Source organism: Kitasatospora sp. NPDC034035 (assembly GCF_055575755.1).
The window spans coordinates 24549-40006 of sequence record NZ_JBVISA010000003.1 but is presented as its reverse complement, the minus strand read 5'-3'; the positions used below and the strand labels follow the sequence as shown (position 1 = coordinate 40006).

Here is a 15458-nt window from a genome sequence, read left to right as displayed (position 1 = left end):
ATGGAGGTCACCATCCGCCGCGCACGGACCACGGACGTGCGGGCAGTACGCAGGCTCATCGACGCCTACTCGCGCGACGGCATTCTGCTGGACAAGCCCACTGTCACACTGTTCGAATCCGTCCAGGAGTTCTGGGTCGCGGAACGCGACGACAACGGCGCGGTGGTGGCCTGCGGCGCCCTGCACGTGATGTGGGAGGACCTCGCCGAGGTCCGGACACTCGCGGTGGATCCGGTCTGCCAGGGCTTCGGCATCGGGCATCTGCTGCTGGAGAAGCTGGTACAGACGGCGCGCTGGCTCGGCGTCCGTCGGATTTTCTGCTTGACGTTCGAGGTCGCGTTCTTCGCGAAACACGGTTTCGTCGAGATCGGGGAGCTCCAGGAAACCGATGATGGTACGACAGACCCGGCGGCGATCGCTACGGATGTCTATGAAGAACTCCTCCGCTCGTACGATGAAGGCGTCGCCGAGTTCCTTGACCTGGAGCGGGTGAAGCCCAACACACTGGGCAACTCGCGCATGCTGCTGCACCTCTGAGCGGCTCCGCCGGGGTCAAGGGTTTGTGTTTTCCGGAGAAAAGCGCTTTCCTTTCCTTAGGCAATGGGTCGTTTAGCGGAAAGGGAAGCCCGTGGCACAGAGGGTGCAGGTCATTCTTGAAGACGATCTCGACGGTGGTTCGGCGGACGAGACGGTGACGTTCGCGCTCGACGGCGTTGCCTACGAGATCGACCTGAAGAGCGCCAACGCGGACAAGCTCCGCGGTCTGCTGGCGCCGTACGTGGAGAAGGGCCGCAAGCAGAGCGGCCGGCTCGCAGGCCCCCGCCGCCCGGGCCGCGGCACGGCCCAGCGCCCCTCCGGCAGCGCTCCGGACACCGCGAAGGTGCGCGCGTGGGCCAAGGAGCAGGGCATGGATGTCAACGACCGCGGCCGCGTGCCGAGCACGGTCCGCGAGGCCTACGACAAGGCCAACGCGGCCTGACCCCGGCGCTGCCGGCACGCCGGAGCGGGTGCGGGGCCCCGGCGGCTGTGCACGGCGTCGACGACACACGCGCGGGGCGCGGAGGAGCCTCCTCCGCGCCCCGCAGCGCGTGCCCGAACGACCGGGGCGCCGCCGGTGCCGGGTCCGGTCCCGGGGGACGTCCGGGGGTCGGACTCGGGCGGCGGAACAATCACGAGCTGTGCAACGCTGTAGGGGCGAAGCGGTAACGCGGACACCACCGGGATGGCGTACCGACCACCTGGGCCTCCGTTGAACCACCGTCACCACGGCCCGACTTCTCGCCAGGCGAACACCGCCACCGCGGAAACTGCGCGAGAACCGCCCCGATACCGGGTATGAATGCAGGTGGACGGGTTCTGCGCCCGTCCAGGGGCAGTATGCGTGACCGGCCGGAGGGAGTCCGACCGCGTCCGGCGGCGCTTGTTCGCCGATGGCGTAGCGGATTCCGGTGCATCCGGCCCACCAGTGGGAACACCGAATCCCAGCATCAGGTTGGGATTGGTGTCGGCTGGTCGCGCAGCATCTCGCTCCTCTACCGGGGAGTGAATCCGTGGGCCGCGCCGCTGAGCGGGACTAGCATGCGGAAGGACAGGGCGGGGACGGACCCCGAACTGCCCGACCGCTCTGAGGAGCGATAAACGATGTTCGAGAGGTTCACCGACCGCGCGCGGCGGGTTGTCGTCCTGGCTCAGGAAGAAGCCCGGATGCTCAACCACAACTACATCGGCACCGAGCACATCCTCCTGGGTCTGATCCACGAGGGCGAGGGCGTCGCCGCCAAGGCCCTGGAGAGCCTCGGGATTTCTCTTGAGGCCGTTCGCCAGCAGGTCGAGGAGATCATCGGCCAGGGCCAGCAGGCCCCGTCCGGTCACATTCCCTTCACCCCCCGGGCGAAGAAGGTCCTGGAGCTGTCGCTCCGAGAGGCCCTGCAGCTCGGCCACAACTACATCGGCACCGAGCACATCCTGCTCGGCCTGATCCGCGAGGGCGAGGGCGTCGCCGCCCAGGTCCTGGTCAAGCTGGGTGCCGACCTCAACCGGGTGCGCCAGCAGGTCATCCAGCTGCTCTCCGGTTACCAGACCAGCGGCGGCAAGGAGTCGGCCACGGCCGGCGGGCCCGCCGAGGGCACCCCGTCGACCTCGCTGGTCCTGGACCAGTTCGGCCGCAACCTCACCCAGGCCGCCCGCGAGGCCAAGCTCGACCCGGTCATCGGGCGCGAGAAGGAGATCGAGCGGGTCATGCAGGTGCTGTCCCGCCGCACCAAGAACAACCCGGTGCTGATCGGTGAGCCCGGCGTCGGCAAGACCGCCGTGGTCGAGGGCCTGGCGCAGGCGATCGTCAAGGGCGAGGTCCCGGAGACGCTCAAGGACAAGCAGCTCTACACGCTGGACCTGGGCGCCCTGGTGGCCGGCTCGCGCTACCGCGGTGACTTCGAGGAGCGCCTGAAGAAGGTGCTCAAGGAGATCCGCACCCGCGGCGACATCATCCTGTTCATCGACGAGCTGCACACCCTGGTCGGCGCGGGCGCCGCCGAGGGCGCCATCGACGCCGCCAGCATCCTCAAGCCGATGCTGGCCCGCGGCGAGCTGCAGACCATCGGTGCCACCACCCTGGACGAGTACCGCAAGCACCTGGAGAAGGACGCCGCGCTGGAGCGCCGCTTCCAGCCGATCCAGGTCGCGGAGCCCTCGCTGCCGCACACCATCGAGATCCTCAAGGGCCTGCGCGACCGCTACGAGGCCCACCACCGGGTCTCCATCACGGACGCCGCCCTGGTCGCCGCCGCCACCCTGGCCGACCGGTACATCTCGGACCGCTTCCTGCCGGACAAGGCGATCGACCTGATCGACGAGGCCGGCTCCCGAATGCGCATCCGCCGGATGACCGCGCCGCCGGACCTGCGCGAGTTCGACGAGAAGATCGCCGACGTGCGCCGCGAGAAGGAGAGCGCGATCGACGCGCAGGACTTCGAGAAGGCCGCGTCCCTGCGCGACGACGAGAAGCAGCTCCTGCAGGCCAAGGCCAAGCGCGAGAAGGAGTGGAAGGCCGGCGACATGGACGTCGTCGCGGAGGTCAACGAGGAGCTCATCGCCGAGGTCCTGGCCACCGCCACCGGCATCCCGGTCTTCAAGCTGACCGAGGAGGAGACCTCGCGTCTGCTGCGCATGGAGGACGAGCTGCACAAGCGCGTCATCGGCCAGAAGGACGCCATCAAGGCGCTCTCCCAGGCCATCCGACGCACCCGTGCGGGCCTCAAGGACCCGAAGCGCCCCGGCGGTTCGTTCATCTTCGCCGGCCCGTCCGGCGTCGGTAAGACCGAGCTGTCCAAGACGCTGGCGGAGTTCCTCTTCGGCGACGAGGACGCGCTGATCGCGCTCGACATGTCCGAGTTCTCCGAGAAGCACACCGTCTCCCGGCTGTTCGGCTCCCCGCCCGGCTACGTGGGCTACGAGGAGGGCGGCCAGCTGACCGAGAAGGTCCGCCGCAAGCCGTTCTCGGTCGTCCTCTTCGACGAGGTCGAGAAGGCCCACCCGGACATCTTCAACTCGCTGCTGCAGATCCTGGAGGACGGTCGCCTGACCGACTCCCAGGGCCGCGTGGTCGACTTCAAGAACACCGTCATCATCATGACGACCAACCTCGGCACCCGGGACATCTCCAAGGGCTTCAACCTGGGCTTCGCGGCCACGGGTGACACCCAGAGCGGGTACGAGCGGATGAAGGCGAAGGTCGGCGAGGAGCTCAAGCAGCACTTCCGCCCCGAGTTCCTGAACCGTGTCGACGACATCGTGGTGTTCCACCAGCTGTCCGAGGAAGACATCATCCAGATCGTCGACCTCATGATCGACAAGGTGGACGAGCGGCTCAAGGACAAGGACATGGACCTCGAGCTCAGCGTCGAGGCCAAGAAGCTGCTGGCCAAGCGCGGCTACGACCCGATCCTGGGTGCCCGTCCGCTGCGCCGCACCATCCAGCGCGAGATCGAGGACCACCTCTCCGAGAAGATCCTCTTCGGGGAGCTGCGGGCCGGCCACATCGTCGTCGTCGACGTCGAGGGTGAGGGCAAGGAGGCCAAGTTCACCTTCCGCGGCGAGGAGAAGTCGGCCGTCGCGGACACCCCGGCCGCGGTCGCCTCGTCCGGTCCCGACCTGACGAAGTAGCCCAACTTTTAACAGACAACTTCACAGCAACCGAGCCCCCGGCGTTCGCGCCGGGGGCTCGGTGCGTTCCGCCCCGCCGAAGCGGGTGCCACCACCGGCCGGAGCGGGCGGCCCCCGGGCTGGTTAGTACGGATGCGCTCGATTTCTCAGGCAGGTTTAACGAACATACGGTTGACAGATGGTCAGCTGATGGGAAGTCGCGGAGCATAGCGCCGTGGCCATGTCATGGTCAAGGTCTATCTTTTTTGTGCACGCTTGTATCAAATGACGTCCACCTGTCTTTCATTTTGGTTTGCCGGGCTTTGGCTAAGAGCTGGCCCCGGTCGGGGAGGACGTCACACCGTTGAAGAACACCAGGAGAACCGCTGCGGCCGCGACGGCCGCGGCGGTCATAGTCGCGCTCGGCGCGGGTCTTTTCCCGAGCACCGCCGTCGCCGCCGGCTCGGCCCCCGTGCCGAAGGACCCGGCTGATGCCGTCCAGTCGAACACCGAGCACAACATCCCGGGCCCGTTGACCGCGAAGGTGGAGGCCGAGCAGAAGGCCGCCACCGAGCAGGTGCTCAACGGCACCGCCCAGGTCGAGCAGCACAACGGCAGCACCAGCGTGAAGCTCGGCAAGGACAAGTACGTGGAGCTCGCCCGCGAGCGCACGGACAAGATCTTCACGATCCTCGTCGACTTCGGCGACCAGGTCGACAACACCACCAAGACCGCCGACGGCAAGGTCAAGTACGGTGGCGAGGCCGGCCCCAAGCACAACGAGATCGCGGCGCCGGATCGCGCCACGAACAACTCGACCGCCTGGCAGGCCGACTACAACCAGCAGCACTACCAGGAGCTGTACTTCTCCAAGGACAAGCCCTCGCTGAAGACCTTCTACGAGAAGCAGTCCTCGGGCCGCTACTCGGTCGACGGCGTGGTCTCGGACTGGGTCCGGGTGCCGTGGAACGAGGCCCGGTACGGCTCCGACTACTGCGGCTCCAACGTCTGCGCCAGCGCCCAGGACCTGATCCGCGACGCCGTGGACATCTGGTACAAGGACCAGCTGGCCAAGGGTCAGACCGACGCGCAGATCAAGGCGACGCTGGCCCAGTACGACCAGTGGGACCGCTACGGTTCGCACCACGACGGGAACTTCAACCAGCCCGACGGGTACATCGACCACTTCCAGATCGTGCACGCCGGTGAGGACAAGTCGGCCGGTGGCGGCAAGCAGGGCACCAAGGCCCTGTGGGCCCACCGCTCTTACGTCTACGGCAACCTGACGGGCCAGGCCGGCCCCGAGGGCAACAAGCTCGGTGGCGTCCAGGTCGGCAGCTCCGGCCTCTGGATCGGCGACTACACGATGCAGCCGGAGAACGGCGGCCTCGGCGTCTTCGCCCACGAGTACGGCCACGACCTCGGTCTGCCGGACCTCTACGACACCGCCGGCAAGGGCATCGACAACTCGGTCGGCTTCTGGTCGCTGATGTCCTCCGGTTCCTGGCTCGGCGAGGGCAAGGACAGCATCGGCGACATGCCGAACGACCTCGACGCCTGGAGCAAGTACCAGCTCGGTTGGCTGAAGGTCGACCGCGCCAAGGCGGGCACCGAGTCGACGCACCACATCGGCCCGGTGGAGTACAACACCAACCTGCCGCAGGCGCTCCTCGTCGACCTGCCGAAGAAGAGCATCACCACCGACATCAACAAGCCGTTCGCGGGCGGCAACGAGTGGTGGAGCGGCAGCGCCGACAACCTCAACGTCACGCTCACCCGTGAGCTCGACCTGACCGGCAAGACCAAGGCCAGCATCAACGCCAAGGCCTGGTACGAGCTGGAGCCGGACTTCGACTACGCCTTCGGCGAGGTCTCCACCGACGGTGGCAAGACCTGGACCGTCGTGGACGGCACCTGGAACGGCGCCCCGCTCCCCAAGGAGAACGGCCGCCCGGCCGTCAACGGCCTCGCCGCCGCCTGGGGCGACCTGTCCTTCAACCTGGACGCCTACGCCGGCCAGAAGGTCCAGTTCCGCTACCACAACACCACTGACGGCGGCCTGCACTACCGCGGCTTCGCGGTGGACAACGTCTCGGTGACCGCCGACGGCGCCACCGTGTTCAGCGACGACGTGGAGAACGGTGTCAACGGCTGGGCCGCCACCGGCTTCACCCGCTTCGGCGGCTCGTACACCAAGGACTACGCGCAGTACTACATCGCGGAGAACAAGCAGTACGTGTCGTTCGACCAGACGCTGAAGACCGGCCCGTACAACTTCGGCTTCGCCGACAAGCCGGGCTGGGTCGAGCACTACGCGTACCAGCCCGGTCTGCTGATCTGGTACTGGGACGCGTCGCAGACCGACAACAACGTCAGCGCCCACCCGGGCCACGGCCTGGTCCTGCCGGTCGACTCGCACCCGACCCCGGTCAAGTGGAGCGATGGCAGCCTGATGCGTCCGCGCGTGCAGGGCGCCGACTCCACCTTCGGCTCGCGCCGCGTCCCCGCGCTGACCCTGCACAAGGCCGGCGTCGAGACCGTCATCCCGAAGGCGAAGGGCGTCGACGAGTTCAACGACCTGAAGTCGTGGTGGTCCAAGGACAACCCGTACAGCGGTGTGGACGTGCCGAAGACCGGCACCAGCATCGAGGTCGAGAACGAGTCCTCGAACTACCTGGAGACCTGGATCCGGGTCCGTCCGGTCGACAACTGATCGAGCCCGTAGCGATCAGCCTGTGACCAGGCAGCTCTGACAACTCCACGTCCGGCCCGTCCCCGCATCGCGCGGGGGCGGGCCGGACGCTTTGCCGGGCCCTGCCGGTTACCGGGCCCTGTCGGTCCGTCGGTCAGGCCCTGCCGGTCAGGTGCTGTCGGTCAGGTGCTGTCGGCCTTGTGGACGGCGGGCAACCGGTCCAGGAAGGCGGCCGCCGCCACCTCGACGTCGGTGCCCGTCCAGTCCAGGGCGGGTGAGGCGACCGTGACCTCGGTCATCGCCAGGCCCGGCAGCTCGCGCTCGCGCCAGGCGCCGAACAGCCCGATCCCGGTCTCCTCGGCCAGCGCCAGCGAGACCTCCTCCAACTCCTCGGCCGGGTACGGCAACCAGAGCCGGAACTGGTGGGTGTGCGGCGGGGCCGGGTGCACCTGGGCACCGGGGACGGCGGCGAAGGCCCGGGCCAGCGCCTCGGCGACCGTCCGGGCGTGCGACACGTACCGTTCCAGCAGCGGCAGTTCGCGCTCCAGCCCGGCCAACGCGGCCAGCGCGAACGGCCACTGCTGGAAGAGCTGCCCGCCGTAACGGTGCCGCCAGGCCCTGGCGGTCCGGACGAAGCCGGCCGGACCGGCCAGCGCGGCGCCGCTGATCCCGCCGAGCGTCTTGTAGAAGGAGACGTAGACGGAGTCGGCCAGGGCGACGACCTCCGGCAGCGGACGGCCGAGGGCGACGGCGGACTCCCAGATCCGGGCGCCGTCCAGGTGCAGCGCCGCACCGTGCTCTTCCCGCACCACCGCGGCCAGGGCCCGCAGCCGCTCCCAGTCGGGCAGCACGAACCCGGCGTCGCGTAGCGGCAGTTCCAGGCTCAGCGCGGCGTACGGCTCGTCCAGGGCGCGCAGCTCCGCGGCGGTGGGCTGGCGCGGCGCGGTGGTCGGCCAGACGCTGCGCAGACCGGTGAGGACGCCGAGCGCGTGCCGTTCGTGCCGGTCGGTGTGGGCCAGCGGGTGGGTGGCGACGGTGGGCAGCCCGGCGGCCTCGGCGTGGATCCGCAGGGCGATCTGCTGGGCCATCGTGCCGGTCGGGAAGAAGGCCGCGTCCTCGGTGCCGAGCAGCCCGGCGACCCGGAGTTCCAGGGCGCGGACCACGCCGTCCCCGTACTGGTCCGGCCGGCGGTCCAGGCCGGGGGCGGCCCCGGCCGCCTCCGACAGCGGGTCGGCCAGGGCGGCGAGGCGTTCGCGGATGGTCTGTGGCCGGGCGCCGGACAGGATGCGCTCGCAGCCGCGCAGGGCGGCGAAGCGGCGGTCCGCCGGGTTCTGGCGGTCACTGGCGTCGGGGTCTTCGCTCCTGTTGCCATACATGGGTCGATGGTCCCGCAGCGGGCCGGGCCGGTCAGCGGTGCGGACGGAAGCGGTCCGAGCCCGTCAAACCCCGGCCGCGCGTGGGCCTGGTCACAGGCCTCCGGCCCGGTACGACCGAGGGTAGTAGTGGGTCGGGTCGGGCCCGCGAGCCACCCCGAAGCGGCGGTGGGCGACCGGATCTCATGATCGTCACCCCGTCGGTTCGAACATCCGGCGCCACGCCGACTACACGCGGTAGTACGTCACACGGTTTGGGAGTCCGTTCGGTGGCGGTTACACCTGAGTGGTCCCCCGCTCAGCACGCGCCCGAACGGGTCTCTCGTGCTGCCCTCGTACAACCCGTGAGGTACGGCCACCGATGTCCACCGTCCCGCCCGTGGGGCCGGCCCTGCGCCGGCTCGCCGCCCGAACGGCGGCCCAGGCGGCGGCCTGGCAGCCCCGACTCGGCCACGCCGTCCGCACCCACGCCGCTCCGCTGCGCACGCTCGCCACGCCCCGGCACACCACCCTGCCGGGCAGCCGTCAGCGGGCCGAGCACGACCACGCGCTGATCTCGGTCGGGGCGGCCGCCACACTGCTCGCCGGCGTGCTGCTGGTGGCCGCGCCCGGCAGCGCCTCGGCGCAGACCGTACTGCCCACCACGCCGGGCAGCTCGGCCTTCACCGCCCCGCGGGCGGAGGTGCCCAACGCGGGGCTGGTCCAGGTGGCCGGGCCCAGCCCGTACAAGCTGCCCGAGGACGGCGACACGGCCCAGCAGTTCGTGGCGGTGGCGGTCAACCTGCTGCCGCTCGAGCCGCCCGCCCCGGCCGCGGAGCCGGAGCCCGCCGCCGCGCCGGCGCCCGAACCCGAGGCCGCACCCGCGGCCGCACCCGCACCCGAGTGGTCGGCGCCGGTGCCGAACGCGCCGACCAGCAACCCGTACGGGGTGGCCAACCGCGGGTACGCGGCCGGGTACCACACCGGGGTGGACTTCGCGGTCTCCCCGGGCACGCCGCTGCTGGCGGTCGGCAACGCGACCGTGGTGTCGGCCGGTTGGGACGGCGCGTACGGCAAGGAGGTCGTCCTGCGGCTCGCGGACGGGCACTTCGCGCAGTACGCGCACCTGTCCTCGCTCGCGGTCTCGGCGGGCCAGCAGGTGTCGGCCGGCCAGCGGATCGGGCTGTCCGGGAGCACCGGCAACTCGACCGGGCCGCACCTGCACTTCGAGATCCGCACCAGCAACCGCTACGGCGCGGTGGTCAATCCGCTCGCGTACCTCGCGGGGCACGGCGTCACGGACTTCTGACCGCCCGCCACTAGCGGACGGGCTCCGGCGCGGGTGCGGGCGGTGCCGGGGCAGGCGCGGGGACGGGGGCCGGGGCGGCCGGTGCCGGGTGACTGATCCGGCCGCCGATCTCCAGCGCGACGTCCCGGGCCGCGCCGATCGCCTCGTCCAGCGTGGCCGCCGTCTCCAGCGGCTCGCCCCAGACGTTCTCGGCGTGAGCGCAGTCCGGGGCGTTGTCCTGCTTGAGCAGGAACAGCGCCGAGTGGACGGTGAACAGTGCCATCGCGGCCCGCAGCCGGTCCGGGAAGTCCGCCTCCGGCCCGTGCACCAGCTGGATCATGGTGACCATGCGGTCCCGGAAGGCCAGCCCGGCCGGGGACTCCCGCAGCGCGGGCTGGTTCTCGTGGAAGAAGCGCAGCAGCGGGGCCCGCTCGGCCATCCCGTCCGCGAAGCGGCGGATCAGCTCGTCCCGCATCTCCGGGCTCCAGGACTGCTTGCGACCCCACTCGATGGTCTCGTCGATCGGCGCGGCCATCCGCTCGACGATGCCCAGGACGATGTCGTCCTTGGTCTTGAAGTGGTAGTAGAGGGCGGCCTTGGTCACACTCAGGCGGTCGGCGATCTCGCGCAGTGAGGTCTGCTCGTAGCCATGCTCGGAGAAGAGCTCCAGTGACACCTCGATGATGCGAGCCCGGGTGTCGCTGCGGGGGCTGTGCGGAGTGCCCATGGCCTGCCTCATGACTGCGTCGGTGACTGCTGCGGACTCCCGGGTGGCGTCCGCCCCGGGCACCATTCTCCCTGCCCAGGTGGCCGGTTCGAAAACTGGCTTGACGACCGGCTAGTAAACAACTTACCGTGCCGACGATCGATAAAACTAGCCGGGCGACAAGTAAGTGAGCCGCCGCACGGCCCGACGCTCCGTCCGAACCACCCCTCCGGGAGACACCACCTCATGTCACAGTCCAAGACCGCCGGCCCGGTACCGGAGGACAAGACGGCCGAGGAGGAGCAGCCGCGGTCGCCCCGCGAGATCCGCCTCGTGATGATCGGCCTGGTCGTCACCATGCTGCTCGCCATGCTCGACAACCTGATCGTCGGTACCGCGATGCCGACCATCGTCGGCGATCTCGGCGGCGCCGAGCACCTGTCCTGGGTGGTCACCGCGTACACCCTGGCCACCGCCGCCTCGACCCCGATCTGGGGCAAGCTCGGCGACATGTACGGCCGCAAGGGCACCTTCCTCACCTCGATCGTGATCTTCCTGGTGGGGTCGGCGCTGTCCGGCCTGTCGCAGAACATGAACGAGCTGATCGGCTTCCGCGCCGTGCAGGGCCTGGGCGCCGGCGGTCTGATGGTCGGCGTCATGTCGATCATGGGCGCGCTGGTCCCGCCGCGCGACCGCGGCAAGTACCAGGGCATGTTCGCCGCGGTGATGGCCCTCGCCACCATCGGCGGCCCGCTGGTCGGCGGCTTCATCACCGACCACCTGAGCTGGCACTGGACCTTCTACATCAACCTGCCGCTCGGTGTGGTCGCGCTCGCCGTGGTCATCGTCACCCTGAAGCTGCCGAAGGTCCGCAGCACCGCCAAGATCGACTACCTCGGCGCGATCCTGCTCACCACCGGCATCACCTCGCTCGTGCTGATCACCACCTGGGGCGGCCAGCAGTACGCCTGGGGCTCCAAGCAGATCCTCGGCCTGGCCGCGCTCGCCGCCGCCTCGCTGATCGCCTTCTGCTACGTGGAGCAGCGGGTCGAGGAGCCGATGCTGCCGCTGAGCCTCTTCAAGAACCTGAACTTCACCCTGGTCTCGATCATCGGCTTCATCGTCGGCTTCGTGATGTTCGGCTCGACCGTCTTCCTGCCGCTCTACCAGCAGGTCGTCCAGGGCGCCTCGGCGACCAACTCCGGCCTGCTGCTGATGCCGATGATGTTCGGCATGCTGGTGATCTCGCTGGTGGTCGGCCAGGCGGTGACCAAGACCGGCAAGTACCGGATCTACCCGATCATCGGCACGATCGTGATGACCGGCGGCCTGGTCCTGCTCTCCACCATGGGCACCGGGACCAGCAGCTTCACCTCGGCCTGCTGGATGATCGTGCTCGGCGCCGGCATGGGCTTCCTGATGCAGATCACCATGCTGGTCGCGCAGAACAGCGTCGAGCTCAAGGACATGGGCGTGGCCAGCTCCACCGCCACCCTGTTCCGCACCATCGGCGGCTCCTTCGGTGTCGCGCTGTTCGGCGCGCTGTTCAACAACCGGGTGACCGACACCATGAAGGAGAAGCTCGGCGAGCAGGCCGCGGCGGGCGGTGGCGTGAAGGACCCGGGCCAGATGAGCCCGGCCGCCCTGCGCAAGCTCCCCGAGAACATCCAGGACGCCTACCACCACGCGGTGTCCAACGGCATGCACACCGTCTTCCTGGTGGGTGCCGGGGTCGCCGTGATCTCGATCGCCGCCGCGCTGTTCCTGCGCGAGGTGCCGCTGCGCGGGGCGGGCAAGGGCGAGAAGCCGGCCGAGGCCTCGCTGGAGGCGGCGGCCGTCTGACCGCCCCCGCTTCGAACGGCGCCCCGGGAGTTCCGCTCCCGGGGCGCCGTCGCGTTCCGGCGCCTACTGGGGAAGTCGGTAGACGCCCTGCTCGACGGGCTCGACCAGACCGTCCGCGACCAGGCCGTCCAGGGCCCGGGCCCGCTGCACGGCGTCCGGCCAGACCGCGTCCAGCCGGGCCTGCTCGACCTCGCCGTGCGCGTCGCGCAGCACCGCGAGCAGCTTGCCGCGCACCTGGCGGTCCGTCCCCTCGTAGGACTGGCCGCGCCGGGCCGGGCCCTCGTACGGCGGGCGGCCGGCCCGCTGCCAGGCACAGCCGGCGAACAGCGGACACTCCCCGCACTCCGGGCCGCGCGCGGTGCAGACCAGCGCGCCCAGCTCCATCACGCCGACCGCCCAGGTGGCGGCGGTCTCGGCGTCGTCGGGCAGCAGCGTGGTGGCGGTGCGGCGCTCGGCGGCGGTGGTGGCCTGGGCCGGGTACTCGACGCCGGTCACCGCGCGGGCGAACACCCGGCGCACGTTGGTGTCCAGCACCACGTGCCGCTGGCGGAAGGCGAAGGACGCGACCGCGGCGGCGGTGTACTCCCCCACGCCGGGCAGCGAGAGCAAGGTGGCGTGGTCGTCCGGGACCTCGCCGCCGTGCTCCTCGGTGATCGACACCGCGGCCGCGTGCAACCGCAGCGCGCGGCGCGGGTAGCCCAGTCGACCCCACATCCGGACCGCCTCGCCGGGCGCCTCGGCGGCGAGGTCGGCCGGGGTCGGCCAGCGGGTCAGCCAGGCCTCCCAGGCGGGCAGCACGCGCTTGACGGGGGTCTGCTGGAGCATGAACTCGCTCACCATGACCGCCCAGGGCGTCGCGTCGGGGGTCCGCCAGGGCAGATCGCGCTTGGTCGCCTCGTACCAGTCCAGGACGGTCGAGTGGAACAGCGGCAGGGGCATCGGGAGCCGGGCGGCTTCGGTGGCGGCAGCGGTGGCGGTGATGGCAGTCATGGCCCTTCGATCCTCCCATGCCCGCCGACCCGGTCGAAGTGGAGTCGGGACGGAGTCGACGTGGAGGAGAAGCGGCGTCGAAGCGGAGGAAATTACTCCGGATCCCCCGGAGGATTTCCCGGAAATCAGCCCTCCGGGGCTCCCTCGAACGGATCAAATGGCGGATCATGTGAAGGAAGGGACGACTGTGCGGTGTTGGTGAGTCAAACGCCACACACAGTCTCGTAGAGTTTGATCGTGCCCTCTCTGCGTCAACCCGTGGGACCGCTGCCGGCCTCGATCTACTGGCGTCGGCGCGTCGTCGTGCTCGCCGCCGTCGCGGCGGTCATCGCCCTGATCGCCTGGCTGATGACCGATCAGGGCGGGGGCGGTGACGGCGGCTCACCGAGCAAGGCCGCCCAGGCCGTTCCGTCCCAGAACCAGACTCCGGCCCAGGCCATCACGCCCGGCGCCTCGCCGAGCGGCCCCGCGGCGCGCCCCGGCGGATCGGGCAACCCCGCCGGCGGCCCGGTGGCGGGCAGCGGCGGCACCGAGGTCAACCTCAGCGGCGGCGGCACCGGCGGAGCCAACCCGGCCCCCGCAGGCGGTTCCGGCGGCACGGGCGGTGGGGCCGGCGGCACCGGTGGCGGCGCGGCGGGCGGCTCCGGCGGCGGTGCGGCAGGCGGCTCCGGCGGCGCCCCGGCGTTCAACACCCCCGAGGTCATGGCACTTCCGGTCTGCGCCTCCTCGCAGGTCGCCCTGGAACTGGCCGGCGCCCAGAACTCGTACCAGCCCAAGGACAAGCCGCGGCTCGCCCTGACGGTCAAGAACTCCTCCGGCGCCAACTGCCGGGTGGACCTGGGCCGGGTCGCCTCCGCGATCACCGTGAGCGCCAGCAACGGCGACCGGGTCTGGTCCTCCGGCGACTGCCCGGCCGACAAGGGCAGCATCTGGGTGCAGCTGGCCGCGAACGGCAGCCAGACCGAGACCTTCACCTGGGACCGCAGCCGCAGCAAGCCCCAGTGCGCGACCGCGGACGCGGCGCCGCCGGCGAACGGCACCTACGTGGTGCTCGCCGAGCTCACCGGGCTCTCCGGGGACAAGGTCTCGGCGCGGGCCTCGATCCGGCTGGACAACTGAGGGACGGTCGACTCCCTCGGAGCCCCCCGGTCGCCGCGCGGCCGGGGGCTCCGGCGTTCCGGGCTCTTCCAATTCTTTCGGGCTTCGGGCTTCGGGCTTCGGGCTTACGGGCTCCTTCGGGCTTGCCGGCTCTCAGGCTTGCGGCAAGGGCACCGGGCCGGGACGCGGGACGGCCCCCGGGGGAAGCGTTTCCCCCGGGGGCCGTCCGCCGTTCGCGCGTCGGGTCAGACGTAGCGCTCCAGGATGGACGATTCGGCAAGGCGGGACAGGCCCTCGCGGACCGAACGGGCCCGGGTCTCGCCGACGCCCTCGACCGTCTGCAGGTCGTCGATGCTCGCGGCGAGCAGCTTCTGCAGGCCGCCGAAGTGCTCGACCAGGCGCTCTATCACCGTGTTGGGCAGCCGCGGGATCTTCGCCAGCAGGCGGTAGCCGCGCGGCGAGACGGCGGAGTCCAGCGACTCCGGCGTACCCGAGTAGCCGAGCGCCTTGGCGACGGTCTGCAGGTCCAGCAGCTCGGCGTGGGTGAGCGCCTCCAGGTCGGCCAGCACCTCGTTGACCGTCCGGCCCTTCTTGGCGGCCCGCTCCGGGAAGTAGTCCCGGGCGACCAGTTCGCGCTCCGGCTCCACGCCCGCGATCAGCTCGTCCAGCTGCAGCGAGAGCAGACGGCCGTCGATGCCGAGCTCCAGCACGTAGCCGGCGATCTCCGTGGCGATCAGCCGGACCATCTCCAGGCGCTGGGCCACGGCCGTCACGTCCCGGACCGTCACCAGGTCCTCGATCTCCAGCGCGGAGAGCGTGCCGGCCACCTCGTCCAGGCGCAGCTTGTAGCGCTCCAGGGTGGCCAGCGCCTGGTTGGCGCGGGACAGCACGGTGGTGGAGTCCTCCAGCACCCGGCGGGTGCCGTTGACGTACATCGCGATCAGCCGCATCGAGTGCGAGACCGCGACCACCGGGTAGCCGGTCTGCCGGTTGACCCGCTCGGCGGTGCGGTGGCGGGTACCGGTCTCGTCGGTCGGGATGGTCGAGTCCGGCATCAGGTGCACGCCGGCCCGGACGATCTTGGTGATGTCCTTGTCGAGCACCACCGCGCCGTCGAGCTTGCACAGCTCGCGCAGCCGGGTGGCGGTGAACTCGACGTCCAGGACGAAGCCACCGGTGCAGAGGGGCTCGACGGTCCTGTCGAAACCCAGCACGATCAGGCCACCGGTGTTGGCCCGCAGGACCCGCTCCAGGCCGTCACGCAACGCCGTGCCGGGCGCGATGGCGGTGAGGGAGGCACGCAGCAGGGCCTCCTCACGGGAGGCCTTGTCCGCCCCCCGGTCGCTGGCT

At 70.4% G+C, this 15458-nt stretch carries 11 protein-coding genes; 7 read left to right on the top strand and 4 right to left on the bottom strand.

Annotated features, from left to right (window positions below; all coding sequences use genetic code 11):
• The 4 genes from ACZ52J_RS05020 to ACZ52J_RS05005 all read left to right on the top strand — a co-directional run bounded on the left by ACZ52J_RS05020 (position 1) and on the right by ACZ52J_RS05005 (position 6853).
• Positions 1 to 537, top strand: coding sequence for an amino-acid N-acetyltransferase (locus ACZ52J_RS05020; RefSeq protein ID WP_465615938.1), 537 nt, complete (start codon positions 1 to 3; stop codon positions 535 to 537).
• 91 nt (positions 538 to 628) lie between these two features.
• Positions 629 to 979 (top strand): histone-like nucleoid-structuring protein Lsr2, encoded by a 351-nt coding sequence (locus ACZ52J_RS05015; RefSeq protein WP_360495746.1) that lies wholly within the window; start codon positions 629 to 631, stop codon positions 977 to 979.
• Positions 980 to 1641: 662 nt separating this feature from the next.
• Positions 1642 to 4161, top strand: a complete 2520-nt coding sequence (locus ACZ52J_RS05010; protein WP_360495749.1) for an ATP-dependent Clp protease ATP-binding subunit — start codon at positions 1642 to 1644, stop codon at positions 4159 to 4161.
• Between the two features lie 343 nt (positions 4162 to 4504).
• On the top strand, positions 4505 to 6853 hold the full coding sequence (locus ACZ52J_RS05005; protein WP_465615935.1) for an immune inhibitor A domain-containing protein: 2349 nt from the start codon (positions 4505 to 4507) through the stop codon (positions 6851 to 6853).
• 161 nt (positions 6854 to 7014) lie between these two features.
• Here ACZ52J_RS05005 and ACZ52J_RS05000 read toward each other — a convergent pair whose 3' ends face one another.
• Positions 7015 to 8208, bottom strand: a complete 1194-nt coding sequence (locus tag ACZ52J_RS05000; protein ID WP_465615933.1) for a threonine aldolase family protein — start codon at positions 8206 to 8208, stop codon at positions 7015 to 7017.
• A gap of 358 nt (positions 8209 to 8566) precedes the next feature.
• Between ACZ52J_RS05000 and ACZ52J_RS04995 the strand changes: the two genes are divergently transcribed.
• Positions 8567 to 9493 (top strand): M23 family metallopeptidase, encoded by a 927-nt coding sequence (locus ACZ52J_RS04995; RefSeq protein ID WP_465615931.1) that lies wholly within the window; start codon positions 8567 to 8569, stop codon positions 9491 to 9493.
• 10 nt (positions 9494 to 9503) lie between these two features.
• Here ACZ52J_RS04995 and ACZ52J_RS04990 read toward each other — a convergent pair whose 3' ends face one another.
• Entirely contained in the window at positions 9504 to 10199 is a 696-nt protein-coding gene (locus tag ACZ52J_RS04990; RefSeq protein WP_465615929.1) for a TetR/AcrR family transcriptional regulator, read from the bottom strand.
• A gap of 225 nt (positions 10200 to 10424) precedes the next feature.
• Here ACZ52J_RS04990 and ACZ52J_RS04985 point away from each other — a divergent pair, with 225 nt between their 5' ends.
• Positions 10425 to 12020, top strand: coding sequence for an MDR family MFS transporter (locus tag ACZ52J_RS04985; RefSeq protein WP_465615927.1), 1596 nt, complete (start codon positions 10425 to 10427; stop codon positions 12018 to 12020).
• Positions 12021 to 12083: 63 nt separating this feature from the next.
• Here the strand turns inward: ACZ52J_RS04985 and ACZ52J_RS04980 are convergent, their stop codons facing one another.
• Positions 12084 to 13010, bottom strand: coding sequence for an HhH-GPD family protein (locus ACZ52J_RS04980; RefSeq protein WP_465615925.1), 927 nt, complete (start codon positions 13008 to 13010; stop codon positions 12084 to 12086).
• Positions 13011 to 13247: 237 nt separating this feature from the next.
• On the opposite strand from ACZ52J_RS04980, the gene ACZ52J_RS04975 reads away from it, so the two are divergent.
• Positions 13248 to 14129 carry a hypothetical protein gene (locus tag ACZ52J_RS04975; protein ID WP_465615923.1) on the top strand — a complete coding sequence of 294 codons (882 nt, stop codon included), beginning with the start codon at positions 13248 to 13250 and terminating at the stop codon, positions 14127 to 14129.
• A 224-nt stretch (positions 14130 to 14353) separates the two neighbouring features.
• Here the strand turns inward: ACZ52J_RS04975 and disA are convergent, their stop codons facing one another.
• Complete coding sequence (disA, locus tag ACZ52J_RS04970; protein ID WP_360496087.1) at positions 14354 to 15412, bottom strand: DNA integrity scanning diadenylate cyclase DisA; 1059 nt, start codon at positions 15410 to 15412, stop codon at positions 14354 to 14356.
• Positions 15413 to 15458 lie beyond the last annotated feature (46 nt).

Bases quoted from the DNA above. Each gene is read 5' to 3' on its own strand.
- ACZ52J_RS05020 (WP_465615938.1), top strand. From the start codon at position 1: ATGGAGGTCACCATCCGCCGCGCACGGACCACGGACGTGCGGGCAGTA.
- ACZ52J_RS05010 (WP_360495749.1), top strand. From the start codon at position 1,642: ATGTTCGAGAGGTTCACCGACCGCGCGCGGCGGGTTGTCGTCCTGGCT.
- ACZ52J_RS04985 (WP_465615927.1), top strand. From the start codon at position 10,425: ATGTCACAGTCCAAGACCGCCGGCCCGGTACCGGAGGACAAGACGGCC.
- ACZ52J_RS04980 (WP_465615925.1), bottom strand. From the start codon at position 13,010: ATGACTGCCATCACCGCCACCGCTGCCGCCACCGAAGCCGCCCGGCTC.
- ACZ52J_RS05000 (WP_465615933.1), bottom strand. From the start codon at position 8,208: ATGTATGGCAACAGGAGCGAAGACCCCGACGCCAGTGACCGCCAGAAC.
- ACZ52J_RS04995 (WP_465615931.1), top strand. From the start codon at position 8,567: ATGTCCACCGTCCCGCCCGTGGGGCCGGCCCTGCGCCGGCTCGCCGCC.
- ACZ52J_RS04990 (WP_465615929.1), bottom strand. From the start codon at position 10,199: ATGGGCACTCCGCACAGCCCCCGCAGCGACACCCGGGCTCGCATCATC.